This is a genomic window from Streptomyces sp. DH41 (genome assembly GCF_029813785.1).
Lineage (GTDB): Bacteria > Actinomycetota > Actinomycetes > Streptomycetales > Streptomycetaceae > Streptomyces.
This window is the reverse complement of the sequence record NZ_JARVKY010000010.1, coordinates 122,732-148,928: the sequence shown is the minus strand read 5'-3', so window position 1 is coordinate 148,928 and position 26,197 is coordinate 122,732. Positions and strand designations below refer to the sequence as shown.

26 protein-coding genes and 1 tRNA gene are annotated in these 26,197 nt (G+C 71.1%); 14 read left to right on the top strand and 13 right to left on the bottom strand.

Translation table 11 applies throughout. The annotated features are described in order from the left end of the window. Positions 1-3: 3 nt before the first annotated feature. Complete coding sequence (locus tag QC283_RS18570; protein ID WP_279562671.1) at positions 4-1,029, bottom strand: SMI1/KNR4 family protein; 1,026 nt, start codon at positions 1,027-1,029, stop codon at positions 4-6. Between the two features lie 290 nt (positions 1,030-1,319). Here QC283_RS18570 and QC283_RS18565 point away from each other — a divergent pair, with 290 nt between their 5' ends. Both QC283_RS18565 and QC283_RS18560 read left to right on the top strand, forming a co-directional pair. Further along, positions 1,320-1,895 (top strand): YwqJ-related putative deaminase, encoded by a 576-nt coding sequence (locus QC283_RS18565; protein WP_279562670.1) that lies wholly within the window; start codon positions 1,320-1,322, stop codon positions 1,893-1,895. Positions 1,896-2,005: 110 nt separating this feature from the next. Beyond that, positions 2,006-2,500 (top strand): SUKH-3 domain-containing protein, encoded by a 495-nt coding sequence (locus QC283_RS18560; protein ID WP_279562669.1) that lies wholly within the window; start codon positions 2,006-2,008, stop codon positions 2,498-2,500. A gap of 78 nt (positions 2,501-2,578) precedes the next feature. On the opposite strand, the gene QC283_RS18555 is transcribed toward QC283_RS18560, so the two are convergent. Beyond that, positions 2,579-3,901, bottom strand: coding sequence for a sensor histidine kinase (locus tag QC283_RS18555; protein WP_279562668.1), 1,323 nt, complete (start codon positions 3,899-3,901; stop codon positions 2,579-2,581). 135 nt (positions 3,902-4,036) lie between these two features. On the opposite strand from QC283_RS18555, the gene QC283_RS18550 reads away from it, so the two are divergent. The 7 genes from QC283_RS18550 (at position 4,037) to QC283_RS18520 (ending at position 9,843) form a co-directional block, all read left to right on the top strand. Then, entirely contained in the window at positions 4,037-4,900 is an 864-nt protein-coding gene (locus tag QC283_RS18550; RefSeq protein ID WP_383523124.1) for a terminase gpP N-terminus-related DNA-binding protein, read from the top strand. A 14-nt stretch (positions 4,901-4,914) separates the two neighbouring features. Then, positions 4,915-4,989 (top strand) — tRNA-Gln (locus tag QC283_RS18545). A 111-nt stretch (positions 4,990-5,100) separates the two neighbouring features. Next, complete coding sequence (glmU, locus tag QC283_RS18540; RefSeq protein ID WP_279562666.1) at positions 5,101-6,549, top strand: bifunctional UDP-N-acetylglucosamine diphosphorylase/glucosamine-1-phosphate N-acetyltransferase GlmU; 1,449 nt, start codon at positions 5,101-5,103, stop codon at positions 6,547-6,549. A gap of 135 nt (positions 6,550-6,684) precedes the next feature. Next, entirely contained in the window at positions 6,685-7,659 is a 975-nt protein-coding gene (locus QC283_RS18535; protein WP_279562665.1) for a ribose-phosphate diphosphokinase, read from the top strand. Positions 7,660-7,867: 208 nt separating this feature from the next. Then, positions 7,868-8,455, top strand: a complete 588-nt coding sequence (locus tag QC283_RS18530; protein WP_279562664.1) for a 50S ribosomal protein L25/general stress protein Ctc — start codon at positions 7,868-7,870, stop codon at positions 8,453-8,455. Between the two features lie 121 nt (positions 8,456-8,576). Beyond that, positions 8,577-9,173 carry an aminoacyl-tRNA hydrolase gene (gene pth, locus QC283_RS18525; protein ID WP_279562663.1) on the top strand — a complete coding sequence of 199 codons (597 nt, stop codon included), beginning with the start codon at positions 8,577-8,579 and terminating at the stop codon, positions 9,171-9,173. A gap of 136 nt (positions 9,174-9,309) precedes the next feature. After that, on the top strand, positions 9,310-9,843 hold the full coding sequence (locus QC283_RS18520; protein WP_443032632.1) for a hypothetical protein: 534 nt from the start codon (positions 9,310-9,312) through the stop codon (positions 9,841-9,843). 85 nt (positions 9,844-9,928) lie between these two features. On the opposite strand, the gene ppc is transcribed toward QC283_RS18520, so the two are convergent. Further along, entirely contained in the window at positions 9,929-12,664 is a 2,736-nt protein-coding gene (ppc, locus tag QC283_RS18515) for a phosphoenolpyruvate carboxylase (protein WP_279562661.1), read from the bottom strand. Between the two features lie 324 nt (positions 12,665-12,988). Here ppc and QC283_RS18510 point away from each other — a divergent pair, with 324 nt between their 5' ends. The 3 genes from QC283_RS18510 (at position 12,989) to QC283_RS18500 (ending at position 15,948) form a co-directional block, all read left to right on the top strand. Then, on the top strand, positions 12,989-14,005 hold the full coding sequence (locus QC283_RS18510; protein WP_279562660.1) for an acyl-CoA desaturase: 1,017 nt from the start codon (positions 12,989-12,991) through the stop codon (positions 14,003-14,005). After that, on the top strand, positions 14,002-14,679 hold the full coding sequence (locus QC283_RS18505; protein ID WP_279562659.1) for a TetR/AcrR family transcriptional regulator: 678 nt from the start codon (positions 14,002-14,004) through the stop codon (positions 14,677-14,679). The genes QC283_RS18510 and QC283_RS18505 overlap by 4 nt, the downstream gene beginning before the upstream one ends. A gap of 93 nt (positions 14,680-14,772) precedes the next feature. Further along, positions 14,773-15,948: a CaiB/BaiF CoA transferase family protein gene (locus tag QC283_RS18500; protein WP_279562658.1), complete on the top strand. Its 1,176-nt coding sequence runs from the start codon at positions 14,773-14,775 to the stop codon at positions 15,946-15,948. 72 nt (positions 15,949-16,020) lie between these two features. Here the strand turns inward: QC283_RS18500 and QC283_RS18495 are convergent, their stop codons facing one another. Next, a complete protein-coding gene (locus QC283_RS18495; RefSeq protein WP_279562657.1) occupies positions 16,021-16,839 on the bottom strand; it encodes a trans-aconitate 2-methyltransferase in 819 nt (272 codons plus the stop codon). 119 nt (positions 16,840-16,958) lie between these two features. On the opposite strand from QC283_RS18495, the gene tamR reads away from it, so the two are divergent. Further along, complete coding sequence (gene tamR / locus QC283_RS18490; RefSeq protein WP_279562656.1) at positions 16,959-17,456, top strand: MarR family transcriptional regulator TamR; 498 nt, start codon at positions 16,959-16,961, stop codon at positions 17,454-17,456. On the opposite strand, the gene QC283_RS18485 is transcribed toward tamR, so the two are convergent. Beyond that, positions 17,415-18,185 (bottom strand): response regulator transcription factor, encoded by a 771-nt coding sequence (locus tag QC283_RS18485; protein ID WP_279562655.1) that lies wholly within the window; start codon positions 18,183-18,185, stop codon positions 17,415-17,417. The two genes, tamR and QC283_RS18485, sit on opposite strands and share 42 nt — an antisense overlap. Before the next feature lie 312 nt (positions 18,186-18,497). Between QC283_RS18485 and QC283_RS18480 the strand changes: the two genes are divergently transcribed. Next, positions 18,498-18,968: a GNAT family N-acetyltransferase gene (locus QC283_RS18480; RefSeq protein ID WP_279562654.1), complete on the top strand. Its 471-nt coding sequence runs from the start codon at positions 18,498-18,500 to the stop codon at positions 18,966-18,968. Between the two features lie 5 nt (positions 18,969-18,973). Here QC283_RS18480 and QC283_RS18475 read toward each other — a convergent pair whose 3' ends face one another. The 8 genes from QC283_RS18475 to galT form a co-directional block, all read right to left on the bottom strand. After that, a complete protein-coding gene (locus tag QC283_RS18475; RefSeq protein WP_279562653.1) occupies positions 18,974-19,591 on the bottom strand; it encodes a Uma2 family endonuclease in 618 nt (205 codons plus the stop codon). A 140-nt stretch (positions 19,592-19,731) separates the two neighbouring features. Continuing rightward, positions 19,732-20,160 carry an ATP-binding protein gene (locus QC283_RS18470; protein WP_279562652.1) on the bottom strand — a complete coding sequence of 143 codons (429 nt, stop codon included), beginning with the start codon at positions 20,158-20,160 and terminating at the stop codon, positions 19,732-19,734. Next, positions 20,118-20,459 carry an inner-membrane translocator gene (locus QC283_RS18465; RefSeq protein WP_279562651.1) on the bottom strand — a complete coding sequence of 114 codons (342 nt, stop codon included), beginning with the start codon at positions 20,457-20,459 and terminating at the stop codon, positions 20,118-20,120. Before QC283_RS18465 ends, QC283_RS18470 begins: the two co-directional genes overlap by 43 nt. Positions 20,460-20,602: 143 nt before the next feature. Beyond that, the gene (locus QC283_RS18460) at positions 20,603-21,541 is read right to left on the bottom strand and encodes a sigma-70 family RNA polymerase sigma factor (RefSeq protein WP_279562650.1); all 939 of its coding nucleotides are present in this window, start codon (positions 21,539-21,541) and stop codon (positions 20,603-20,605) included. Between the two features lie 10 nt (positions 21,542-21,551). After that, a complete protein-coding gene (locus QC283_RS18455) occupies positions 21,552-22,769 on the bottom strand; it encodes an NAD(P)/FAD-dependent oxidoreductase (RefSeq protein ID WP_279562649.1) in 1,218 nt (405 codons plus the stop codon). A 133-nt stretch (positions 22,770-22,902) separates the two neighbouring features. Continuing rightward, positions 22,903-24,078 (bottom strand): galactokinase, encoded by a 1,176-nt coding sequence (gene galK, locus QC283_RS18450; protein WP_279562648.1) that lies wholly within the window; start codon positions 24,076-24,078, stop codon positions 22,903-22,905. Between the two features lie 33 nt (positions 24,079-24,111). Continuing rightward, positions 24,112-25,074: a UDP-glucose 4-epimerase GalE gene (galE, locus tag QC283_RS18445; RefSeq protein WP_279562647.1), complete on the bottom strand. Its 963-nt coding sequence runs from the start codon at positions 25,072-25,074 to the stop codon at positions 24,112-24,114. Next, entirely contained in the window at positions 25,071-26,132 is a 1,062-nt protein-coding gene (gene galT / locus QC283_RS18440) for a galactose-1-phosphate uridylyltransferase (protein WP_279562646.1), read from the bottom strand. Before galT ends, galE begins: the two co-directional genes overlap by 4 nt. Between the last annotated feature and the right edge of the window lie 65 nt (positions 26,133-26,197).

Sequence of the window (26,197 nt, the reverse complement as noted above, 5' to 3'; positions counted from 1 at the left end):
AGCTCACTCCCCTACCGACGCCGACGCCACGGGCACCGCACGCGCGAACCCGCCGTCCACCATCAGGTTCGCCACCGTCTCCAGCTCCGGCGGGGACCCCGCCAGCCTCGACAGGAACGCGTCGAAGTCGTCACCGCACGGCAGCAGCAACCGCTCCACGCGATCCGCCGGCGGCCACGACGGGTCCACGTCCCGCACATCGTCGTAGGCGCAGAACCACACCGAACCGATCCGCTCGCCCTTCACCTTCACCGCGAGCAGACCGCCCTGGACGAACGCGACGCCCAGGTAGTCCTTCGTCAGGTGGTCCCGCAGACACTTGTTGACATAGACCAGGTCATTGACCGCCGCCTCCTCACGCACCGTGAAGAACGGCTGGTCGACCAGCAGCCCCAGCTCCGCGTCCAGCGCCGTACCCACCGGCGCGCAACCACCCGCCGCCTTCAGGAACGACCGGTACGCGCCCGGCAGCCGGTACCCGAGGTCCTCCTCGACCTCCTGCACCTGCTGCTCCGACACGGCCACACCCGACTTCGGCAGACCGAAGTGCGCCGGACGCGTCTCCTGCAACGGCCTCGTCCCGCGCTTGCCCTGGTCCACCGCCGCCGTCGCGATCCCGCCGTGATGGCGCAGCAGCGCCTTCACCTCGACCGGGACCAGCTCCATCCGCCGTGAACCGGCCACGTGGTGCCACGTCCAGCCGTGCGGCGTCGCCACCGCCGGCACCGTGTCCCACAACTCGTGCCCCGACGCCGACAGCGCGGCGTTCGCCGACACGTAGTCCGTCAGCCGCAGCTCGTCGACACCGAACCCCTCCGGCGGGTCCGCGATCTCCGCGATCGCACGGGCGTACGGCGAGAAGACGGGGTAACCGCCCTCGTCCACCCGTACCCCTCTCGGGTGACGCGCCGCCCGCACCGGATCCGGGAAATGCACGACCTGCCCGGCATAGGCCGCGTTCGGCGGCGCGGCGTGTCCCCCGGCCTGGCGGCCGGGAGGTGCCCCCAGCCCGAGCCGACCTGTCGTCATGGCGGTTGCCCCCTGCGGCGTCTGTCTGATCTGGGTCCGACCGAATCCGTCTGCACTGTCCGGTCACCGCACGCGATCGCGGTGCCGACAGCCTATGCGGTACGACGGGACGGGTCACCGGCACCGGACCCCGCACCCGACCCCCGCCCCTCCACTTCCGTGACCAGCCGTCACCCTGCCGTGACGCAACGCCCACGCCCGGGCGTGTCAACACGCCCCAGCTTCCGCAGCAGCCACGGGATTTGGCACTCTGTGACCTTCGGGGGGATGCTCAGGAGGGGAAGATGATCATGAGTGCGACACAGGCGGGACCCCACACGGGACGGCCCGACGGCCCCCGCGGCGGCGATCCACGCGGCGGCCACCTCCGCGACGGCGACCCCCGCGGCGGCGACCCCCGCATCGGCTGGAGCGCCACCGAAGCCCTCCACACCCCCACTCTCCAGCACCGGCGCGACGGCATCCTCCCCACCGTCGCCGCCGCACTCTCGGTCCGCGGCACCACCCTCACCGGCACCGCCACCCGCGCCGACACACCCCCGGCCCTGCACCACCTCGTACAGGACTTCCTCGACACCCTCACCAGCGGCCAACGAGACCGTTACACCGGCCGGTGCGCCGAGACCATCCTCATCTCACGGCACCTGGCCACCGCGGACGCCACCCGCAGCAAACGCGCCGCCCGAAAACCCATGACCAACGGCGAAGCCCGCAAAGCACTCAAACACGCCAAACTCACCACCCGCCGCATCCGCGAGGACGGCGACCCCCTCCACGGCAGCTTCGCCGCACCGTGCCGCGCCTGCACCGCCCTCAGCGCCCACTTCGGCGTCCGAGTCGTCGACCCCACGACGCACGACGACTGACCCCCGGCGACCCACGCCAAAGACCACCCGCGCCACACAACACGGCACACGGCACGTCACCACCGAGCCGACCGAGCCGACCGAGCCGACCGAAACGAAGCCAAGGGCAGATGCACGCCGACCGCACCTCCACCACCCGCTTCCCCGTCCCCGTCGACGCCGCCCTGCGGGACGCCGGCTGGCAACCCGGACGCTGGGACATCAAGCAGGCCGAGATCTGGGCCGACACCCTGCGCGAACACACCTCACCCGCAGGACACCGGCACACCGTCTTCCCCGCCGCGGTCGAGGCCTGGGCCGAATTCGGCGGCCTCCACCTCACCCCCACCGGCCCCGGCCGCCAGATCGCCCCCGCCACCCTCCACCTGGACCCCCTGCACGGCCTCCACCTGGCCCGCACCCTCGGCGACCTCGGCCGCGCCCTCGACACCCAGACCTGCCCCCTCGGCGCCGAGACCGACAGCCAGGCCCTCATCGCCATCGACACTGAGGGCCGCGTCTACGCCCTCGACCACACCGGCGACTGGTACCTCGGCCCCACCATCGACCAGGCCCTCGCCACCCTCGTCGCCGGCACCCAGCCGACCCGCCTCACCACGGGCTGACGCACACCGACGCCGACGGCCACTGCCACGGCACACCCTCACGGCCAGCACCGTGCCGGCCACCGACCGACCCCGCGGCTACGACGAAGCCGGAATCACCGCCGACACCCGGAAACCCCCCGCGTCCGTCGGCCCCGACACGAACACACCCCCCAGAGCGGCCACCCGCTCCTTCATCCCCACCAGCCCGTTGCCACCCGACGGCAACCGCGCCGACGACTCCGACGACACCTCCGGCGGCGGCTCGTTCTCCACCTGCATCGCCACCTCCGACACCCGGTGCGCCAGCCGTACGTACGTCTTCGCGCCCGCCGCGTGCTTGTGCACGTTCGTCAACGCCTCCTGCACCACCCGGAACGCCGTCTGCTCCACCCCCGCCGCATACGACCGCTCCTCCCCCTCCACCGACAGATCCACGACCATCCCCGCCGCCTCCGACTGCCCGATCAGCTCACCCAACTCGGACAGAAAAGGCCCCTCGGCGAGCCCCTCACCGTCACCCGCGGCCCGCGAGGCCGCCGCCGCCGCGGCCACCCCCACCGCCGCCAACGGCACCGACGCCCGCTCCGCCCGCGCACCGGCCCCGCCACTGCGCAGCACCCCGAGCATCTCCCGCAACTCCGTCAGCGCCTGCCGCCCCATGTCCCCCACCAGCGCGGCGTTCTTCACCGCCTTCTCGGGATCCTTCCGCGCCACCGCCTGCAACGCCGCCGCGTGCACCACCATCAGACTCACCCGATGCGCCACCACGTCGTGCATCTCCCGGGCGATCCGCGTCCGCTCCTCACCCCGCGCCCACTCCGCGCGCTCCTCCGCACGCTCGGCGAGCAACTGCAGCTCCCGCTCCAGGCTGTCCGCCCGCTCCCGCAGACTCTCCATCAGCCGCCGACGCTGCCCCACGTACAGGCCCAGCAGCAACGGCGGCGCGGTCGCCCCCACCGACATCGTGATCGCCGCGAAAGGCAGGACCCAGTCCCCGACCCCCAGGTCCTCCCGCACCATGTCCTGCCGCACCCGCACGAACGTCACGATCAACGTCCCCAGCATCGACATGCCGGCCAGCGAACCGATGATCCGCCGCGGCAACTCGCACGCCGCGAGCGTGTAGAGGCCGACGACGCCCATCAGGAAGCCCATCTGCGCGGGCGTGATGGCGATCGCCACCAGCACGACCGCGATCGGCCACCGCCGCCGCACCACCAGCACCGAACCGGCCAGCAACCCGAAGACGACCCCCGCCGCCCACGGGATCCCGGCGTCCCGCGCGAACGGAACCCCCTCCGCCGCGCACTCCAACGCGGACACGACACCGAGGCTCACATCGAGCACCGCACCGCGCCGCCTGTCCCACCACCAAGGCCCACCCCGGGCCGGTACGTGGTCTTCCCCCGTCGTGGTCATACCCACCAGCCTACGGGCGGCGGGCGGCACATTTCCGGCGACTTTCGACAAGCGATACGACGCGATATCCCTCGAACTGGCGAACCGTACGCCGTTCACCTCCGGAGGGGAGGATTCCGGCCGGACGGTATGCCTATGGCACATCCACAGAACAAGTACGCGGACTTCGAAGGGTTGCGGGAGCGGGCGGTGGCGCTGCGGCGCGAGGGCCTGAGCCGCCGCCAGATCCGCGACCGGCTCCACGTCGACAACAACGACATCCTCAACCGCCTCCTGGAGGGCGAGCCACCCCCGGAGTGGACGAAGCGCCCGAACGCGAAGGACGACGTACGGGAGCGGGCGCGGGAGCTGCGGCTCCAGGGGTGGACTTACGACCAGATCCAGGTGGAGCTGGGGTGCAGCAAGAGCTCGATCTCGCTCTGGGTACGTGACCTGCCGAAGCCGGAGCGACGGAAACGGACACGTGAGGAAGCTTCGGTGATCGCCAAGCGCGGTTGGGAGGCGACGCTGCGTCTTCGAGAAGAGGAACGTCAGCGAACCAAGCAGGCAGCAACCCAGGAGATCGCACAAATGACCGACCGTGAGCTGTTCCTGGTGGGCGTGGGTCTCTACTGGGCTGAAGGCTCCAAGAGCAAGCCCTACCGGCGACAGGAGCGGGTCACCTTTGTCAACAGCGACCCTGACATGATCACGCTCTTCCTCGCCTGGCTACACCTGCTCCGCGTTGAGCCGATGCGCCTCAAGTTCGCCGTGCACATCCACGAGACCGCCGATGTGGCAGGCGCCGAGCAGTTCTGGACAGACCATGTGGGCATTGAACGAACAGCGCTTCTCAAGACGACGCTGAAAAAGCACAACCCCAGCACGAACCGCAAGAACACTGACGAGACCTACTACGGCTGCCTCCGCGTCGATGTCCGCGGAGGAGCCGATTTGTACCGTCGCATCGAAGGCTGGTGGTCTGGCATGGTGGTGGAGGCCAAGCGGCGAACCGCGTAGGCTGCACCCGGTAATCCCCCGTGGTGTAATCGGCAACACGCGTCGCTTTGGACGATGTATTTCAGGTTCGAGTCCTGGCGGGGGAGCCATGCTCGGTTCGGGCCCTGACCACTCAGTCAGGGCCCGCACTCATGTCCCCCACGAACCACCCCGGTATCCTGCGGATGTCCACCCCCACCCCCTCAGTCGAAGGGCATCCCGTGAGCGCCATTCGCCCGGCCGCCGTCGTCGTTCTCGCAGCGGGTGAGGGCACCCGTATGAAGTCGGCCACACCCAAGGTCCTGCACGAGCTGTGCGGCCGGTCCCTCGTGGGGCACGTGCTCGCCGCAGCCGGTGAGCTGGACCCGGAGAACCTGGTCGCCGTCGTCGGGCACGCCCGCGAGAAGGTCACCGCGCACCTCGCCGAGGTCGCCCCCGACGTGCGCACCGCCGTGCAGGAGCAGCAGAACGGCACCGGGCACGCCGTGCGGATGGGGCTGGAGGCGCTGGGCGGTGCCGTGGACGGCACGGTCGTGGTCGTCTGCGGTGACACTCCGCTGCTCACCGGTGGGACGCTGCGGGCGCTGGCCGCCACGCACTCCGCCGACGGGAACGCCGTGACCGTGCTGACGGCGGAGGTGCCGGACGCGACGGGGTACGGCCGGATCGTGCGGGACGGGGCCTCCGGTGCCGTGACCGCGATCGTCGAGCACAAGGACGCCTCCGAGTCGCAGCGGGCGATCCGTGAGATCAACTCGGGTGTCTTCGCCTTCGACGGGCGGCTGCTCGCCGAGGCGCTGGGGAAGGTGCGGACGGACAATAGCCAGGGCGAGGAGTACCTCACCGACGTGCTCGGGATCCTGCGCGAGGCGGGTCACCGGGTGGGCGCGTCCGTGGCCGGTGACCACCGGGAGATCGCGGGGATCAACAACCGGGTGCAGCTCGCCGAGGCCCGCCGGACGCTCAACGACCGGCTGCTGAACGACGCCATGCTGGCCGGCGTGACGGTCGTGGACCCGGCGACGACGTGGGTGGACGTGACGGTGACGTTCGAGCAGGACGTGGTCGTCCACCCGGGTACGCAGCTGCTCGGTTCGACGCACCTGTCCGAGGGTTGCGAGGTCGGGCCGAACTCCCGGCTCGCGGACACGCGCGTGGGCTCGGGCGCCCGCGTGGACAACACGGTGTCCCTCGGTGCCGTGGTCGGTCCGGAGGCGACGGTGGGTCCGTACGCGTATCTGCGTCCCGGTACCCGTCTGGGGTCGAAGTCCAAGATCGGTGCGTACGTGGAGACGAAGAACGCCTCGATCGGCGAGGGGACGAAGGTTCCGCACCTCTCCTATGTGGGTGACGCGACGATCGGTGAGTACACGAACATCGGTGCCGCGAGCGTGTTCGTGAACTACGACGGGCAGGACAAGCACCACACCACTGTGGGCTCGCACTGCCGTACGGGTTCGGACAACATGTTTGTGGCTCCTGTCACGGTCGGGGACGGTGCGTACACCGCCGCCGGCTCGGTGATCACGAAGGATGTGCCGCCCGGTTCGCTGGCCGTGGCCCGTGGCCAGCAGCGGAATATCGAGGGTTGGGTGGCTCGGAAGCGTCCGGGGAGCGCGGCGGCGAAGGCGGCCGAGGCGGTGTCCCGGGAGGCCGGCGGCGAAGGCTGACCGGAAACCGGCGCGCCGAACACGGCGTACCGTGATAAGTGCACATCCGCACCCCACCAGCTGAGACGCCCTCCCGCACCCAGCCGGAAGAGCGTCCGTGACGTTCAGCTGCGAAACCTCTGAGGAGAAAGTGCTGTGACCGGGATCAAGACGACCGGCGAAAAGAAGATGATGTTCTTTTCCGGCCGCGCCCACCCCGAGCTTGCCGAGGAGGTCGCCCATCAGCTGGGTGTCGGGGTCGTCCCGACGAAGGCCTTCGACTTCGCCAACGGCGAGATCTATGTGCGGTACCAGGAGTCGGCCCGTGGCGCCGACTGCTTTCTGATCCAGAGCCACACGGCTCCGATCAACAAGTGGATCATGGAGCAGCTGATCATGATCGACGCGCTGAAGCGCGCGTCGGCCCGCTCCATCACGGTCATCGTGCCGTTCTACGGTTACGCGCGTCAGGACAAGAAGCACCGGGGACGTGAACCGATCTCGGCGCGTCTGATCGCCGACATGATGAAGACGGCGGGCGCGGACCGGATCCTGACCGTGGACCTGCACACGGACCAGATCCAGGGCTTCTTCGACGGGCCCGTCGACCACCTCTTCGCGCTGCCGCTCCTCGCGGACTACGTGGGCGCGAAGGTGGACCGGTCGAAGCTGACGGTGGTGTCTCCGGACGCGGGCCGGGTGCGGGTGGCGGACCGGTGGTGCGACCGGCTGGGCGCTCCGCTGGCGATCGTGCACAAGCGGCGCGACAAGGACGTGGCGAACCAGGTGACGGTGCACGAGGTCGTCGGTTCGGTGGAGGGCCGGATCTGCGTCCTGGTGGACGACATGATCGACACGGGTGGCACGATCTGCGCGGCGGCTGACGCGCTGTTCGCGCACGGTGCGGAGGACGTCATCGTGACGGCGACGCATGGTGTGCTGTCGGGTCCGGCGGCGGACCGGCTGAAGAACTCGAAGGTGAGTGAGTTCGTGTTCACGGACACGCTGCCGACGCCGAACGAGCTGGAGCTGGACAAGATCACGGTGCTGTCGATCGCGCCGACGATCGCGCGTGCGGTGCGTGAGGTGTTCGAGGACGGTTCGGTGACGAGCCTGTTCGACGAGCAGTGAGCGTCGTGCAGTAACCGTTCTGCAGAGATCGTTCCGCAGAGATCGTTTTGGGTACGGCCTTCCTCTCCGAGTAGACTGTCGAAGTTGCTCGGCGAGGGAGGCCGTACCCGTTTCACGGGTGTGGCGGTCCGTTATCGACGCGCTCTTCGTAGCAGGCCGTTCGTGGCCGGGTGACCACGTCCGTTTCTGTTTCATACGAGGAGTGTTCATGGCTGAGGTAAAGATCGCCGTCGAGACGCGCACCGAGTTCGGCAAGGGTGCCGCGCGTCGTATCCGCCGCGACAACAAGGTTCCGGGTGTTCTGTACGGTCACGGTTCGGACCCGCTGCACCTGACGCTTCCGGGTCACGAGCTGCTGCTGGCGCTGCGTACGTCGAACGTGCTGATCGCGCTGGACATCGACGGCAAGACCAACGAGCTGGCCATCCCGAAGTCGGTCCAGCGTGACCCGATCAAGGGCTTCCTGGAGCACGTCGACCTGCAGCTGGTGACGCGCGGCGAGACCGTGTCGGTCGAGATCCCGGTGCAGGCCGAGGGCGAGCTGGCCCCGGGTGGCTTCCTGCTGGACTACGTCCTGGACGCGCTGCCGGTCGAGGCCGAGGCCACGCACATCCCGCAGCAGGTCACCGTGTCGGTGGCGGGCCTGGAGGCCGGTGCCTCGATCCTCGCCAAGGACATCACGCTGCCGTCCGGTGTGAAGCTGGACGTCGAGGGTGACACCGTGGTCCTGCAGGTGCTGTCGTCGCAGGCCGAGGAGGCCCCCGCCGAGGGTGGCGACGAGGCCGCCGAGGCCTGATCCTCAGCACGGTCATCGTTGGGTCGGCCGCTGTTCCCGTGCGGAGCAGCGGCCGACTCGTCTGCATGTGACGGGTACGACATGACGGATACGGCGTGACGGATACGAAGGAGACACGGACGTGACGACGGACGCGGCCGCGCCCTGGCTGGTGGCCGGTCTCGGCAATCCCGGACCCGAGTACGCCTCGAACCGGCACAACGTCGGTTTCATGGTGGCGGATCTGCTGGCGGAGCGGATCGGGGCGCGGTTCAAGCGGCACGGCAAGGCGCAGGCCCAGGTGGTCGAGGGGCGGATCGGACCGCCGGGGCCGGCGAACCGGCGGGTGATCCTGGCGAAGCCGATGTCGTTCATGAACGTTTCGGGCGGGCCGGTGACGGCGCTGCGGGACTTCTACAAGGTGCCGGTCTCCAACATCGTGGCGATCCACGACGAGTTGGACATCGACTACGGCGTCCTGCGGCTGAAGCTGGGCGGCGGGGACAACGGGCACAACGGGCTGAAGTCGATCACGAAGGCGCTGGGTCCGGACTACCACCGGGTGCGGTTCGGCATCGGACGGCCGCCGGGGCGGATGCAGGTGGCGGACTTCGTGCTGCGGGACTTCTCGTCGACGGAGCGCAAGGAGCTGGACTACTTCGTGGACCGGGCCGCGGACGCGGTGGAGGCCCTGGTGATCGAGGGGCTGGAGCGGGCGCAGAGCGCGTACAACTCCTGACCCGCGACTCCTGACCCGCGACTCCTGACCCGCGGCTCCTGACCCGCGGCTCCTGGCCTGCGGCTCCTGACGTACAACTCCCGACTTGTCCGTCGATGGCGCGCGGGCGAGTTGACCGAGCGCACAGGAGTGGCCAATGATCCCCGCCATGCCTGCCTCAGCATCCGCCGCAGCCGCAACCGCCGCGTCCGCCGCCCGCTCCCGCCGGGCCTCCCACGCCGTGCTGCGGTTCGGCCGGGTCGCGGCGATGGGGACGGTCACGGCGCTGATCCTGATCGCGGGTGTGTGGGCGTCCTGGGGGACGGCGCAGCACGTGCTGCTGACCAAGGGGCGGGAGCAGGGCACGGTCGAGGTGGCGCGGTGCGGCGAGGGGTCGTGCAGTGGGCCGTACTCGCCGGTGTCGTCGGGGTCGCAGGCGCGGGAGCGGGTCGTCATCGAGGACTCGGTCGCCGTGGCGAAGGGGCGGACGTACTCGGTGGTGGTGAAGCCGGGCGGTGACGACGTGGTGCGTTCAGGTCCGGCCGGGATGCTGTACGCGTGGGTGCCGTTGGGCGGGGCGTTGCTGCTCGCCTCGGTGGTGGTGGCGGGCGGTCTGCGGCGGACGCGGGCGGCGTGGGGGATGGCCGGCGCGGGTGTGGCGTTGCTGACGGCGGCGTTCTTCGCGGTGTGATCCGCCGGCGCGTACGGACGTGACGGTGCCCCCGTGCTCGAGTGGTGAGCGCGGGGGCACCGTCGTGTGTACGGCGGGGTGCGGGTCAGCCGGTGTTGCGCAGGCCCGCGGCGACGCCGTTGACCGTGAGGAGCAGGGCTCGGGCGAGCAGCGGGTCGGCTTCCTCGCCGGCGGCGGCGGCTTCGCGCTGGCGGCCGAGGAGGGCCACCTGGAGGTAGGAGATGGGGTCCAGGTAGGCGTCGCGGATGGTGAAGGTCTGCTTGAGGACGGGGTCGGCGTCGAGCAGTTCGGCCTCGCCGGTGACGCGCAGGACTTCGGCGACGGTGAGTTCGTGCTCGGCCTTGATCCGGTCGAAGACGTGCTTGAGTTCGTCCGGGACGAGCGTGTCGACGTAGTGCTGGGCGATGCGCAGGTCGGTCTTGGCGAGGGTCATCTCGACGTTGGAGATGAAGTTGCCGAAGAAGTGCCACTGCTGGTGCATCTCGTCGAGGACGGTGTCCAGGCCGGCCTCGCGCAGGGCCTTGAGGCCGGAGCCGACTCCGTACCAGCCGGGGACGATCTGCCGGGACTGGGTCCAGCCGAACACCCACGGGATGGCGCGCAGTCCGTCGAGCGAGACGCCCGAGCCGGGGCGGCGGGAGGGCCGCGAGCCCAGGTGCAGGTCGGCGAGCTGGTCGACCGGCGTGGAGGCCAGGAAGTACGTCGGCAGGTCGGGGTCCTCGACCAGCTCGCGGTAGGCGGTGTGGGCGGCGTCGGAGACGACGTCCATGGCGGCGTCCCAGCGGGCGAGGGCCTCGTCGGACTGGCGGGGCGCGGTGTGCAGGGCGGAGGCCTGGAGGGTTGCCGCGACCGTCAGTTCCAGGTTCTCCCTGGCCAGGGCGGGGATGAGGTACTTGTCGGAGATGACCTCGCCCTGCTCGGTGACCTTGATCTCGCCCTCCAGGGTGCCCCAGGGCTGGGCGAGGATCGCGTCGTGGGTGGGGCCGCCGCCGCGGCCGACGGTGCCGCCGCGGCCGTGGAAGAGGCGCAGGCGTACGCCGTAGCGGTGGGCGACGTCGCGCAGGCGGCGCTGGGCGCGGTGGATCTCCCACTGCGAGGTGGTGATGCCGCCGAACTTGGAGGAGTCGGAGTAGCCGAGCATGACCTCCTGGACGTCGCCGCGCAGGGCGACCAGGCGCCGGTAGGAGGGGTCGGCGAGGAGGTCCTCGAGGATGGTGTCGGCGGCCTTCAGCTCGTCGGTGGTCTCCAGGAGCGGCACGATGCCGATCTTGGCCCAGCCGGCGTGCAGGTCGATGAGGCCGGCCTCGCGGGCGAGGACCGCCGCGGCGAAGACGTCGTCGGCGCCCTGGCACATGGAGATGATGTAGGACTCGATGACCTCGGGGCCGAAGACCGACAGGGCGCGCTTGACGGTCTGGAAGACGCCGAGGGTCTTCTCGCCGGCGGCGTCGACGGGTGCCGGGCTGGGCGCCAGCGGACGCCGGGACCGCAGCTCCTTGGCGAGGAGCTTGGCGCGGTACTCGCGGGGCATGTCGGCGTAGCGCCAGGACTCCTCGCCGAGCCGGTCGAAGAGCTGGCCGAGGGCGTGGTGGTGGGCGTCGGCGTGTTCGCGGACGTCCATGGTGGCGAGCTGGAGGCCGAAGGCGGCGAGCGTGCGGATGGTGCGGGCGAGGCGGCCGTCGGCGAAGAGGCTGCCGCGGTGTTCGCGCAGGGAGGTCTGGACGAGCCGCAGGTCGTCCAGGAGCTGTGCGGTGCCGAGGTAGTCGCGGCCCTCCTCGTGGGGGGTGCCCTTGGCGAGGCGCTCCTTGGTGTTCTCCAGCTTCTGCCGGATGCAGGTGGCCTTGAGCCGGTAGGGCTCCTCGGCGTTGAGGCGCTTGTAGCGGGGGCTGATCTCGGGGAGCAGCTCCAGGTCGGTGCGGAGGGACTCCAGGAGTTCCTCGGTGGCGCCGGCGTAGCGGATGGAGTTGGAGAGGAAGCCGCGCAGCTCGTCGATCATCTCCAGGGCGTCGTTGATGCCGTGTTCGTGCTGGAGGATCAGGACGTCCCAGGTGACCTGGGGGGTGACGTTGGGGTTGCCGTCGCGGTCGCCGCCGATCCAGGTGCCGAAGGTGAGCGGGCGGGTGTCGTCGGGGAGCTTGACGCCGGCGCGCTCCAGTTCCGCCGTGAGGTCCTCGAGGACGTCGCCGACGGCGCCCGCGTGGAGTTCGTCGAGGTAGTAGATGGCGTTGCGGGCCTCGTCGGCGGGTTCGGGGCGTACGACGCGGAGTTCGTCGGTCTGCCAGACGAGGTCGATGTTCTCGGCGAGGCGGGTGTCGAGGCGGCGGCGGTCGGATTCGATGACCGGGGTGTCCAGGAGGGCCGCGATGCGGCGCAGCTTGTTGAGGACGGAGCGGCGGGCGGCCTCGGTGGGGTGGGCGGTGAAGACGGGCCGGACGTTGAGGTTGCGGACGGTGTCGCGCAGGTGCTCGGGGTCGGCGTCCTTCAGCCGGTCGGCCGTACGGGCGAGGAGTCCGCCCTCGGCGGCGCGCTTGGCGCCCAGTTCGCGGCCTCGGTGGACCTGTTCGGTGACGTTGGCGAGGTGGAAGTAGGTGGAGAAGGCGCGGACCAGCTTGGCCGCGGTCTCCAGTTCCGTGCCGCGCAGCAGCTCGGCGGCGGCCTCGCCGTCCTCTCGGGTGAGTCGGCGTACCTTCTCGACGAGTTCCAGCAGCTCGGGGCCCTCCTGCCGGACAAGGGTCTCTCCGAGGAGATCACCCAGCCGGCGGATGTCGGCGCTCAGCTCGCTGCTGGCCGTGGTGGTGGTCTGGTCGTCGGCACTGCTCACAGGTGCGGCTCCTTGCAGTGTTGAAGCTCGTCTGGGAGGGAACCCGGACGGCGTCTCGCGCGGCGGGAGCCGCTTACGGGGCCGGACGTCCGGGAAGAAATCAGAGCGGACCGCGCTGTCCGACCGACTCCCAGGATAGGTGTCGACCAGGACGCGCAGGGCCTCGGGCTCTCGCCGCGGCGTGACGCGCTGCCATACTTACGTCGCCGTAGGTTACGGAACCGTAGGAAACCGTGCACAGGTTCCCGAAGCCCGGCACCGGACAACCGGACACACCCCCGACCCCCACCCCGACCCCCACCCTCGACCCCACAGGGGACGCGCATGACCACGAGTTCCGATGTGATCCCAGACGCTCCGCAGCCGCCCCCCGAGGGCGGCGCCTCCACACCCTCCGCCACGCTGGGTGGTGAGCAGAAGCGGTCACTCGAACAGATCACGCTGTTGCTGTTCATCACCGTTCCGTTCCTCGCGCTGGTGGCGGCGGTGCCGCTGGCGTGGGGGTGGGGCGTGAGCTGGCTGGACCTGGGCCTGCTGGTCTTCTTCTACTTCCTGGGCTGCCACGGCATCACCATCGGCTTCCACCGCCACTTCACCCACGGCTCCTTCAAGGCGAAGCGGCCGCTGAAGATCGCGCTGGCGATCGCGGGTTCGATGGCGGTCGAGGGGCCGCTGGTCCGCTGGGTGGCCGACCACCGCAAGCACCACAAGTTCTCCGACGACGAGGGCGACCCGCATTCGCCGTGGCGCTACGGCGAGACGGTGCCGGCCCTGATCAAGGGCCTGTGGTGGGCCCACATCGCGTGGATGTTCGACGAGGAGCAGACCTCGCAGGAGAAGTACGCGCCGGACCTGATCAGGGATCCGGCGCTCCGTGCGGTCTCCCGCCAGTTCGTTCTGTGGACGTTGGTGTCCCTGGCCCTTCCGGCGCTGATCGGCGGGCTGGTCACGATGTCCTGGTGGGGGGCGTTCACCGGGTTCTTCTGGGGGTCACTCGTCCGGGTGGCGTTGCTGCACCACGTCACGTGGTCGATCAACTCGATCTGCCACGCGGTCGGCAAGCGTCCCTTCAAGTCGCGGGACCGTTCGGGCAACGTGTGGTGGCTGGCGATCCTGTCCTGCGGCGAGTCCTGGCACAACCTGCACCACGCCGACCCGACGTCGGCGCGGCACGGCGTGATGCGCGGGCAGCTGGACTCCTCCGCCCGGCTGATCCGCTGGTTCGAGCGGTGCGGCTGGGCGTACGACGTGCGGTGGCCGTCACGCTCGCGTATCGATTCCCGCCGCAACACGGACCAAGGCGGCTCCCGCCGCCGGAAGGAAACCGTCGAAGCGGCATGATGGTCGGCGTGGCGACCGACTCCAGCAGCACCCCGAGCAATGAGAAGCCGCGGCGCGCGCGTCGCACCCGGATGACCGGTGCCGAGCGCCGCCAGCAGTTGCTGGAGATCGGTCGCACCCTCTTCGCGGCGAAGGGTTTCGAGGGCACGTCGGTGGAGGAGATCGCGGCGAAGGCCGGGGTCTCCAAGCCGGTGGTGTACGAGCACTTCGGCGGCAAGGAGGGGCTGTACGCGGTGGTGGTGGACCGTGAGATGCGGCGGCTGCTGGACATGGTGACCAGCTCCCTGACCGCCGGTCACCCGCGCGAGCTGTGCGAGCAGGCGGCCTTCGCGCTCCTCGACTACATCGAGGAGTACACGGACGGCTTCCGCATCCTGGTCCGCGACTCCCCCATCCCGCAGTCGACGGGTTCCTTCGCCTCGCTGATCTCCGACATCGCCACCCAGGTGGAGGACATCCTGGGCCGCGAGTTCAAGAACCGCGGCTTCGACGCCAAGCTGGCCCCGCTGTACGCGCAGGCGCTGGTCGGCATGGTGGCGCTGACCGGGCAGTGGTGGCTGGACGTGCGCCGCCCGAAGAAGGCGGAGGTGGCGGCGCACCTGGTGAACCTGGCGTGGCACGGCCTGGACGGCCTGGAGCCGAAGCCGCGGCTGATAGGGCACCGCAAGAACTAGAGGCCGTACCCGGGGACGGCCGTATCCGGAGACGGCCATACCCGGGGACGGCCGTATCCGGGAACGGAACCGGAGAACGGAACCGGAAAACACATGCAGCCGCTGCGCGGAATCACCGTCGTCTCACTCGAACAGGCGGTCGCCGCTCCCTACGCCAGCCGTCAGCTCGCCGACCTCGGCGCGCGCGTGATCAAGGTGGAGCGTCCCGGGGCGGGGGACTTCGCCCGGTCCTACGACACCCGCGTACGTGGTCTGAGCTCGCACTTCGTGTGGGCCAACCGCAACAAGGAGTCCCTCACCCTGGACTTCAAGGACCCGCGCGGCGCGGACGTACTGCGCCGCCTGATCGCGGACGCCGACGTCTTCCTCCAGAACCTGGCACCGGGGGCGGCGGCCCGCGCCGGTCTGGGCGCACAGGAGCTGCTGGAGCTGCATCCGAAGCTGATCGTGTGCGACATCTCCGGCTACGGCGAGCCCGGCCCCTACACGGGCCGCAAGGCGTACGACCTGATGGTGCAGTCCGAGGCAGGGCTGCTGTCCGTCACGGGCACGCCGGACGACATGGCCAAGGTGGGCATCTCGGTGTCGGACATCGCCGCCGGGATGTACGCGTACAGCTCGATCCTCGGCGCCCTGCTGGAGCGCGTGCGGACGGGGCGGGGCACGCACCTGGACGTGTCGATGCTGGAGGCCACCGTGGAGTGGATGGGCTTCCCCCTCTACTACGCCTTCGACGGAGCCGAGCCGCCGCCCCGGGCGGGCGCCGCGCACGCCACGATCCACCCGTACGGCCCCTTCACGGCGGGTGACGGCGACGTCGTCATGATGGCGGTCCAGAACGAGCGCGAGTGGCGCGCTTTCTGCGCGGGTTTCCTGGGCCGTCCGGAGCTGGCCGATCACCCGCACTACGCCACCAACGTGGACCGCGACGCGCACCGGGAGGCGCTGGGCGGGCTGATCGCGGCCCGGTTCGCGGAGCTGACCGGCACGGAGGCGATCGCCCTGCTCAGCGCGGTGCCGGTCGCCAACGCCCGGGTGAACACGCTCGCCGAGGTGTGGGACCACCCGCAACTGGCCGCGCGCGGACGCGTGCACCAGGTGCCGACGCCGGCCGGTCCCGTCCCGGCGATGGCACCGCCCGGCCCGGCCGGGGGCGCGCCCCGCATGGAGGCGGTGCCGGCGCTGGGTGAGCACACCCGCGCCATACTCGGCGAGCTGGGTCTGTCCCGGGAGGCCGTCGACGCGCTCGTCGCGGAGGGCGTGGCGTGAGCGGATGCGCACGGCCCCGGGCCGTGCCCCTCCTGGCGTGACCGGCTGCTGTCTCGTGACGGGCCGCGTGGATCAGCGGTTCGTCTTCCGGGCGACGGCGAAGACGCGCCGGAAGGGGAACGGTGTGCCGTGCGCCCCGGCGGGATAGGCGGCGCGCAGGACGGTCCGGTACTCCTCGACGAACGCGTCGCGGGCTTCCGGTTCGTCGTCGAGCGCGGTGAGCACGGGCCGCAGCGCCGTCCCGCTCACCCAGTCCAGCACGGCGTCGTCGCCGGTCAGCAGGTGGACGTACGTCGTCTCCCACACGTCGGCGGTGCAGCCGAGGTCGGTGAGGTGGGCGAGGTAGGCCTCGGGGGTGAGGACGGCGTCGTCGTGGCGCAGGGTGCCGGCGAGGCGGTCCCGCCAGCGCCGGGAGTGGGCGAGTTCGCGCAGCAGGCGGTGGCTGGGGGCGTCGAAGTTGCCGGGCACCTGGAGGGCGAGGGTGCCGCCGGGGGCGAGCCCGGCGATCCAGTCGGGGAAGCGCTCGACGTGGCCGGGGACCCACTGGAGGGTGGCGTTGGTGACGAGGAGGTCGTACGGCTCGTCGGGGGTCCAGGTGCGGGCGTCGGCGGGGGCGAAGTCGAGGTGGCCGCCGTGTGGTGTGGGGCCGGCGTGCCGCTGGGCCCGTTCGAGCATCCGGGGCGAGTTGTCGTAGCCGGTGACGCGGGCGGTGGGCCAGCGGTCGGCGAGCAGGGCGGTGACGTTGCCGGGGCCGCAGCCGAGGTCGGCGATGCGGGGCGGGTCGCCGGGCAGGTCGTGGACGCGGGCGAGGAGGTCGGTGAAGGGGCGGGCGCGGTGGTCGGCGTGCCGGAGGTACTGGGCGGGGTCCCAGGTGGGGGCGGTGGCGGGCATGAGGCCTCCAGGGGATGTCCGTGTGGGACGGGTACCCAGCGTCACCCCGACACTCTCTCGGCGTCAAGATAATCGACATCAAGAGACTTCACGTCGACACAACCACTACACTGATCGTCATGGAGGACGAGGTCGATCGGCTGGTCGCAGCGTGGCGCCGGGAGCGCCCGGACCTCGACGTGGAACCGCTCGAGGTGCTGAGCCGGGTCAGCAGGCTCGCCCGGCACCTGGACCGCGCACGCCGCCTGGCCTTCTCCGAACACAATCTGGAGCCCTGGGAGTTCGACGTCCTGACGGCGCTGCGCCGCGCGGGCACCCCGTACCAGCTCTCGCCGGGGCAGCTCCTCACCCAGACCCTGGTCACCTCGGGCACGATGACCAACCGTATCGACCGCCTGGCCAAGAAGGGCCTGGTGGAGCGTCTGCCCGACCCGAGCGACCGACGCGGCGTACTGGTCCGGCTCACGGACGAGGGCCGCGACCGCGCCGACCAGTCGCTGGCGGGCCTGCTCGCCCAGGAGCGCGCGATCCTGGCCGAACTCTCCCGCGCCCAGCGCAGCGAACTGGCCGCGCTGCTACGCCAGCTGACCGCCCCGTTCGACAACATCCCCGGTTAGGTCCGCCGGCCCCACCCCGGCCCTTCTCGCCAGTGCCACGGCGGCGAGGGTGGAGTGGACGCCCAGCTTGCCCAGGACGTTCTGCATGTGTGTCCGCACGGTGTGCGGGGACAGGTACAGCCGCTCGGCGACCGCCTTGCGCCCGAGTCCGGCGACCATGCAGCGCAGCACCTCCCGCTCACGCGGGGTCAGCGACTCCACCAGCCGTTCGCTCTCGGTGCGGTGCTTGCGGGCGGCGGTCAGTTCGCGCAGGACGCCGGTGAGCAGGGCGGGCGGCAGATGCGTCTCGTCGCGCAGAACCCCCCGTATGACGCTGAGCAGCCGCGACAGGGAGCAGTCCTTGGCCACCCAGCCGGAGGCGCCGGCGCCCAGCGCGAGGGCCGCCCGCCGGGGGTCGTCCTTCTCGGCGAGGACCACGGTCCGTACGCTCGGCTGCCCCGACCGCACCCCGGCGACCAGCGAGATCCCGTCCACCAGCCCGTCCTCGTTGCCGTCCCGCACGGGCACGGCGGCGGGACGCGCGCCGGGCGCGTGACCTCCCAGGTCGGCGTCGACGAGCAGCACGTCGAACCGCCGCCCCTCGGACGCGGCCCGCTCCAGGCAGCGCAGCGCGGCCGGGCCGCTGCCGGCCGCGGAGACGTCGACGTCCGGCTCGGCGGCCAGCGCCGCGGCGAGCGACTCGGCGAAGATCCGGTGGTCGTCGACGACCAGGACTCGGATACGAACCACGAAACCCCCTCCCCCGAGCTCCTGGAGGAGCAGGGGATACCCATCGTCTGTCCATCCACGGAACACGGAAGACGACACCGGCACGGGTACGGCGCCCGAAGCCCCGTATCCGACTGTGCGCTCGGTACTCCGGGACAGGTCGCCGCGGCCGCACGGCCGCCGCCGTGCAGTAACCGCTACCCCCGCCCCGGGCGCCGTACCCGGCTGTCTCGCCCCCTGAACGGCACCGGCCCCCACCGGTGCTGCTCATCAGAGTACGGACGGTCGCCGGGAGCGGAAGGCTATTTGCAGAACTGACAGCCCCGCGCGTTTATGGTGAGCCGCATGTTTCGTCTTGTGACAGAAGTAGACAAGGCACGGCGCGATCTGCTGCGCACCCGCCTGCGGGAGACGAACACGGTTGCCTCCTCCACCCTCCGTTCCCTGCGCGGAACCCCTCACGAACGCGAATTCCCGCTGCACGTCTGGGTGCTGGAGGAGGGCGGCGGCCTGGCGGGCGGCCTGGTCGGCCACACCTGGGCGACCTGGCTGCACGTGACGTACCTGTGGGTGGACGCCCGGTGCAGGGGCGCGGGCCTGGGCTCGGCCCTCCTGACGGAGGCGGAGCGCACGGCCCGCGACGAACGGCGCTGCGCGGCCGCCCGCGTGGAGACCTGGGACTTCCAGGCACCGGACTTCTACACGAGACACGGCTACGACGTGATGTGCGTGATCCCTGACTACCCGCCGGGGATCACGGAGTACACGCTGGTGAAGCGGCTGGGCCGGCGGCAGCCGGTCTGAGGTGTTCAGAAATCGTCGAGCGCTTCCGAGGTGATGTCGACGTCGATGTCGTACGGCACGCCGAGCTTGAGCAGCTCGCGATGGGTACCGGTCAGGTCGTACGTCTTGGAGACGGGGTCCAGTTCGTAGACCCGGACCACCGGGTGCTTGCCGGCACCGCCGCCCGTCTCGACCAGCCAGAAGTGCGGGATGCCCGCGGCGGCGTACTTGTGCGGCTTGGTGTCGCGGTCGCGGGATTCGGAGTCCGGGGAGACGACCTCGACGGCGAGCAGGACGTCGGCGGCCTGGAAGCGGGTCTGCTCCCTGCCGGTGACGGCGTCGGCGCGGACGACGGAGATGTCGGGTTCGGGACCGTTGCGGCGGTCCAGGACGACAGTCATCTCACGGCGGACCTTCATCTCCTTGGGCACCGTGCGGCGCAGACCGGCCATCAGCAGGTCGATCGTGATGCTGTGAAAATGCCGCTGCGGACTCACGAAAACCAAGCTCGCGTCGATCAGCTCGGTGTGCGGCGGAAGGTCCGGCAACGTGAACAGGTCGTCCACGGTGTACCCGTCCCGGGGCGGCACCGGCCAGCGGCAGCCGGGCGTGGCGTTCGGCTCGGCGAGGGGCTCGGCGGTCATGGTTCCTCCCATGGACGGGATTCTCGGCCGGCCCGTCCACGGTGGCCGTCGGCTCCGCTGATCGTCATCACAATGGGTGACGACAGGCGGAACTGGGGCAGAAGGCGCCGGCCTTCCGGTGCGGGCGAGCGTCCTCCTGCTCACCAGGTACCGGCCGGCGCACCCGACGCGACACCGACGGAGACCCCGGCCCAGACCGTCAGGCCACCGCTCGTCCGCCGCGTCCCCCACCGGGTGGCCAGCGCGTCGGTGATCAGCAGGCCGCGTCCACGCTCACACTCCGGCTCGGGTGATCCGGTCGGCGCGGGGATCACGGGCGTACGCCTGCTTCCGCCGTCGTCGGTCACGCCGATCGTGACCGTGTCGGCGGTGAGGGCGCAGGTGACCGTGACGGTGGAGCTGTCACTGTGCTCCAGGGCGTTGGCGGCCAGTTCCCCGGTGATGGCCTCCAGGTCGTCCGTCGTGTCGGGCGGCAGACGCCATGACCCGGCCGTGGCACGGAGGTAGCGCCGGGCGGCACCGGCGGTCAGGGCCAGGACCCCAGCGTGTGGACTGTCAGGAAGACGCAAAGCGTCAGCTGCACCGCCCCGATGACTCGGTGCCCGATCCGCAGCAGCACGACGGCCGTTACCCCGACCACCAGGGCCAGAGCGCCGAAGCCCAGCACTGGCGCCCAGTCCAGGGACGGCACGCCGATCGCTGTCTGTCCGGAGCCGGCGTCCGTCCGGCCCAGCCCTCGGGCTGCGAGCACGATGGCGACCAACAGCGCGGCCGCCACGTCCGCCATCAGCACGAGAAGCAGGAGACAACCTTCAGTGACGGCATCACCCTCTCCGCCGGAGGGCTGCTTGTCGGCAAGTTCAGGCATGGTTCCACGATCACCCGGAATCCAACCTTCCGAACGGTCCGTCGCCGACTCGCAACTCAGGTGTACTCCGCGGCCCTGGGCCATCGCCCCGCCGCCCGGTGCCGTGCTCACTCCGGCTCAGCTCACCGGATCCGGTCGCCCGGTCACCACGCCGCGAGGACCGGCGCCTCGGGTTCGTGCTGCCGCCAGGTCTCGTTGAGGCGCGTGAGGCGGGCCGTGGCGGCGATGCCGCGCAGGGAGGCGACCTTGCCGTCGGCGACCTCGAACGCCACGGCGCCCACGACCCGGCCGTCGACCACGGCCACGACGGCCGGGGAGCCGTTGAGCGTCGCGAGGTGCATCGCCGGCGAGCCGCCGACCAGCCGCCGCTTCGCCGCCGTGGGCTTGAAGCCGGCCCGCACGAAGGAGGCGACCCGCTCGGGCGTCCGGTACCGCAGCAGCCGCCCGGCCAGTCCGGCGCCGTCCGATACCGCCGTCACGTCGTCGGTGAGCAGCGCCACCAGCCGTTCGGTACGCCCCGACACGGCGGCGGCGAGGAACTCCTCGACGACCCGGCGCGCGGAGGCGGGGTCGGCCTCGCCGCCGCGTCGGCGTTCGGCGGCGACCCGGGTCCGGGCCCGGTGGACGTGCTGCTGGCTCGCGGACTCGGTGATGTCGAGGATCCCGGCGATCTCGGCGTGGCTGTACGAGAAGGCCTCACGCAGGACGTAGACGGCCCGCTCGACGGGCGAGAGGCGCTCCAGGAGGGTCAGTACGGCCAAGGACACCGATTCGCGCCGCTCGAAGGTGTCGGCGGGGCCGAGCATCGGGTCGCTCTGGAGGAGCGGCTCGGGCAACCAGGCACCGGCCGTCCGCTCGTGGCGTGCCTGTGCCGAGCGGAGCCGGTCGAGGCAGAGGTTGGTGACGACCTTGGTCAGCCACGCTTCCGGCACCTCGATCCGTTCGCGGTCCGCGGCCTGCCAGCGCAGGAACGTGTCCTGCACGGCGTCCTCGGCGTCGGCGGCCGAGCCGAGCAGACGGTACGCCAGCGAGGCCAGCCGGTCCCGGCCGGCCTCGAACCGGTCGAGGGCTGCGTCGTCCATGCGGGTCAGCCTATGCGGCGGCCTTCGCACCGGCACCGGCCCCGGCCCCGGCCCCGGCCCCACGGTCGGGCGTGGTGGCCAGTCGGCGCCTGCGCTTCGGCATGCCGAAGGTCGGGTGGGCGATGCCCAGGCCGGCGCCCATGAGGATGCCGGACTTGAGCCGGGCGGCGGTCCGGCCGCCCAGGTACCAGGACTTCGACCGGACGTCCCCGTCCACCATCTGGAAGATTCCGTCCCGCCGTCCGAGGCTGATGTGGTTGCCGTGGTACTTCAGCCCGACCGTGGGGACGTCGCCGCCCGTCAGGCGGGCGATGATCGCGGCGGTCGCCTGCATGTTGGTGAAGCCGGCCGAGGCGCAGGACATCGGCAGTGGCCGGCCGTTGTCGCCGATCGCGTAGGCGCAGTCGCCGGCCGCGTAGACGTCCGGGTGCGAGACCGAGCGCATGGTGCGGTCGACGACGATCTGGCCGGTCCCGGCGACCTCCAGGCCGCTGGCTGCCGCGATGGGGTGCACGGCGAACCCGGCCGACCACACGATGACGTCGGCCGGGATGACCGTGCCGTCGACGGCGATCGTCCGGGTCGGCTCGACGGCTTCGACGGCGGTGTTCTCGTGGACGGTGACGCCGAGCCGGTCGAAAGCCTGGCGCAGGTGGCGGCGGGCCTTCGGGGAGAGCCATGCGCCCAGCTCGCCGCGGGCGGCGAGCGCGACCGAGAGGTCGGGCCGGGACTCGGCGAACTCGGTGGCGGTCTCGATGCCGGTCAGCCCCTCGCCGACGACCAGCACGGTGCCGCCCGCGCCCAGGCCGGCCAGGCGTTCGCGCAGACGCAGCGCCGAGGAACGGCCGGTCACGTCGAAGGCGTACTCGGCCACGCCGGGGACGCCGTGGTGGGCCACGGAGCTGCCGAGCGCGTAGAGCAGCGTGTCGTAGGCGAGCTCCCCGTCGCCGTCCTCGCCGGTCACGGCGACGGACTTGCGCCCGGGGTCGACGCCGGTGACGCGTGCCAGCCGCAGCCGGACCCCGGTGCCCGCGAACACGTCGGCGAGCTTGCGGAACGCGATCTCCTGGCCGGCCGCGAGCTGGTGGAGGCGCATCCGCTCGACGAAGTCGGGCACGGCGTTGACGACGGTGATCTCGGCGTCGGCGGGAGAGAGCCGGCGGGCCAGGTTCCCGGCGGCGAAAGCCCCGGCGTATCCGGCGCCGAGGACGACGATGCGGTGCTTCATGGCGTGCTCCTGTCTCGTTCGCGTGCTCCCTGAACGAGACGGCGCTCCGACTGCTGACAGGGCCCGAGTGTGACACCAGTCACACCCGGGCCCTGTCAGCAGTCCTGCCGTGTCAGACCACCTCCGCGCCCCGTCAGACCACCCGCCGCGCCCCCGCCGAAGGCACCGCCTCGAACACGCGGGGCGCCGTGAAGCCCGCCGAGGCGAAGGCCTCCTTCACCGCCTTGGTGATGGCGTCGACGTCGGCGGCCTCCGCCAGGACGATCGCCGAGCCGCCGAAGCCGCCGCCGGTCATGCGGGCGCCCAGGGCGCCGGAGGCGAGGGCTGTGTCGACGACCAGGTCCAGCTCGGGGCAGGAGATGCGGAAGTCGTCGCGCAGGGAGGTGTGGCCCTCGACCAGGACGGGGCCGATGGCGCGGGTGTCGCCGGACTCCAGCAACGACACCACCCGCTCGACCCGGGCGTCCTCGGTGACGACGTGCCGGACCAGGCGGAGCACCTCCTCGTCGTCGGCCAGCCGCTCCAGTGCCGCGTCGAGTTCGTCGTACGCCACGTCGCGCAGCGCGTTCACGCCCAGCAGCGCGGCGCCCTTCTCGCAGCCCGCGCGGCGTTTGCCGTACTCGCCCTCGCTGTGCGAGTGCTTGACCTGGGTGTCGACGACGAGGAGGCGCATGCCCTCGGCGGCGAGGTCGAAGGGGATCTGGCGCTGGGAGAGGTCGCGGGTGTCGAGGAAGAGGGCGTGGCCCGCTTCGCAGCAGGCGGACGCGGTCTGGTCCATGATGCCGACCGGGGCGCCGACGTAGACGTTCTCGGCGCGCTGGCACAGGCGGGCCAGCTGCCAGCCGCGCAGGCCGAGGGAGTAGAGGTCGTTCAGGGCGAGGGCGACGACGATCTCCAGGGCCGCCGAGGAGGACAGGCCCGCGCCGGACGGGACCGTCGAGGCGAGGTGGATGTCGGCGCCGGTCAGCTCGTGGCCGGCCTCGCGCAGCGCCCAGACCACGCCCGAGGGGTACGCGGTCCAGGACCGGTCCGACTCGGGGGTGAGGTCCGCGACGCGCAGCTCTACGGGGCCGGCCGCGATGTCCGCCGAGTGCAGGCGCAGGATGCCGTCGTCGCGTCGGGACACCGCCGCGACGGCGGTGTGCGGCAGGGCGAACGGCATGACGAAGCCGTCGTTGTAGTCGGTGTGCTCGCCGATGAGGTTGACCCGGCCCGGCGCCGCCCACACCCCCTCGGGGTCCGTCCCGTACAGCTCCCGGAACCGCTCGCCGACAGCTCCTGCGACGTCCCCTGCGACAGCCTCGCCCATGCCCTGACCCCTCACCCTTCTCGTCCGTACGGTCTACTTCGCGCGCTGCTGCGCGAACTCCCACGCGTCCGCCACGATCCCCGCGAGGTCCGCGCGCGACGGGTTCCAGCCCAGTTTCTCGCGGGCGGCGCCGGCCGAGGCCACCAGGACCGCCGGGTCGCCGCCCCGGCGGGGGGCCACGACCTCGGGGATCGGGTGGCCGGTGACCTGGCGGACGGTCTCGACGACCTCGCGGACGGAGAAGCCGTTGCCGTTGCCCAGGTTGCAGATGAGGTGCTCGCCGGGGGTGGCCGCGTCCAGGGCGAGCAGATGGGCGTCGGCCAGGTCGGCGACGTGGATGTAGTCGCGGACGCAGGTGCCGTCCGGCGTCGGGTAGTCGTCGCCGAAGACGGAGATCGCCTCGCGCCTGCCCTGTGCCACCTGGAGGACCAGCGGGATGAGGTGCGACTCGGGGTCGTGGCGTTCGCCGTACGCGCCGTACGCGCCCGCGACGTTGAAGTAGCGCAGCGAGACCGCGCCCAGGCCGTGGGCCGCCGCCTCGCCGGTGATCATGTGGTCGACGGCGAGCTTGGAGGCGCCGTACGGGTTCGTGGGCTTCGTCGGCGCGGACTCGACGATCGGGACCTGGTCCGGCTCGCCGTAGGTGGCGGCCGTGGAGGAGAAGACGAGGCGGCCGACGCCCGCCGTGCGCATCGCCTCCAGCAGGGCCATGGTGCCGCCGACGTTGTTGTCCCAATACTTCTCGGGCTTCACGACCGACTCGCCGACCTGGGAGAAGGCGGCGAAGTGCAGGACACCGTCGTACGACGGGTCCAGCCACTTGGCGGCGTCACGGATGTCGCCCTCGACGAACGAGGCGCCGGCCGGCACGCCCTCCCTGAAGCCCGTCGAGAGGTTGTCGAGGACGACGACCTCGTGGCCGGCCTCCAGCAGATGCTGGGCGACCACGCTGCCTACGTAACCGGCCCCGCCCGTCACCAGGTACTTCCCGCTCATGAACTCGCTACCTCTCGCAGTCGCTCGGCCGCGCGCTCCGGAGGCACGTCGTTGATGAACACGTTCATGCCGGACTCGGAGCCCGCGAGGAACTTCAGCTTGCCCGATGTCCGGCGGATGGTGAAAAGCTCGAGGTGCAGCGCGAAGTCGTCCCGCGTCACGCCCTCGAAGTCCTCCAGCTGCCCGAACGGGGCCTGGTGCCAGGCCGCGATGTACGGCGTCGGGGGCTCACCGGCACCGAAGATCCGGTCGAAGCGCCTCAAGAGTTCCAGATAGACCTGGGGAAACTCTGTGCGCGCCGCCTCGTCGAGGCCGAGCAGGTCGGGCACCCGGCGCTTGGGGTAGAGGTGCACCTCGTAGGGCCAGTGCGCGGAGTACGGCACGAAGGCGGCCCAGTGATCGGTCTCCAGGACGACCCGCTCACCGGCCAGTTCCTCCGCCAGGACGGCGTCGAACAGGTTCTCCCCGCCCGTCGCCTCCTTGTGCGCGGCGAGTGAACGGAGCATCAGGGCGGTGCGGGGCGTGGTGAAGGGGTAGGCGTAGATCTGCCCGTGCGGGTGACCCAGCGTCACACCGATCTCGGCGCCCCGGTTCTCGAAGCAGAAGACCTGTTGGACGGAGGGCAGATGGGAGAGCTCCGACGTGCGGTCCGTCCAGGCGTCCAGCACCAGGCGGGCCTGCTCCTCGCTCAGGTCGGCGAAGGAGGCGTTGTGGTCGGAGGTGAAGCAGACGACCTCGCAGCGGCCGGAGTCGCCGGCCAGCGAGGGGAAGCGGTTCTCGAAGACCACCACGTCGTACGACGAGTCCGGGATCTCGCTCAGCCGCTCGCCCTGCGAGGGGCACAGGGGGCACTCGTCGGCCGGCGGGTGGTAGATGCGGCCCTGGCGGTGGGAGGCGACGGCCACCGAGTCGCCGAGCAGCGGGTCGCGGCGGACCTCGGAGGTGGTGACGGTGGGCTCCAGCGGACGGCGGTCGACGGCGTCCCGCACGGTGTCGTCGCGCAGGTCGTAGTAGACGAGCTCGCGACCGTCGGCCAGTCGGGTCGAGGTCTTCTTCACTGCCGGACTCCTCTACACCTGCATCCGCACCCAATCATCCAACACAATCAAACATAACACGTCAC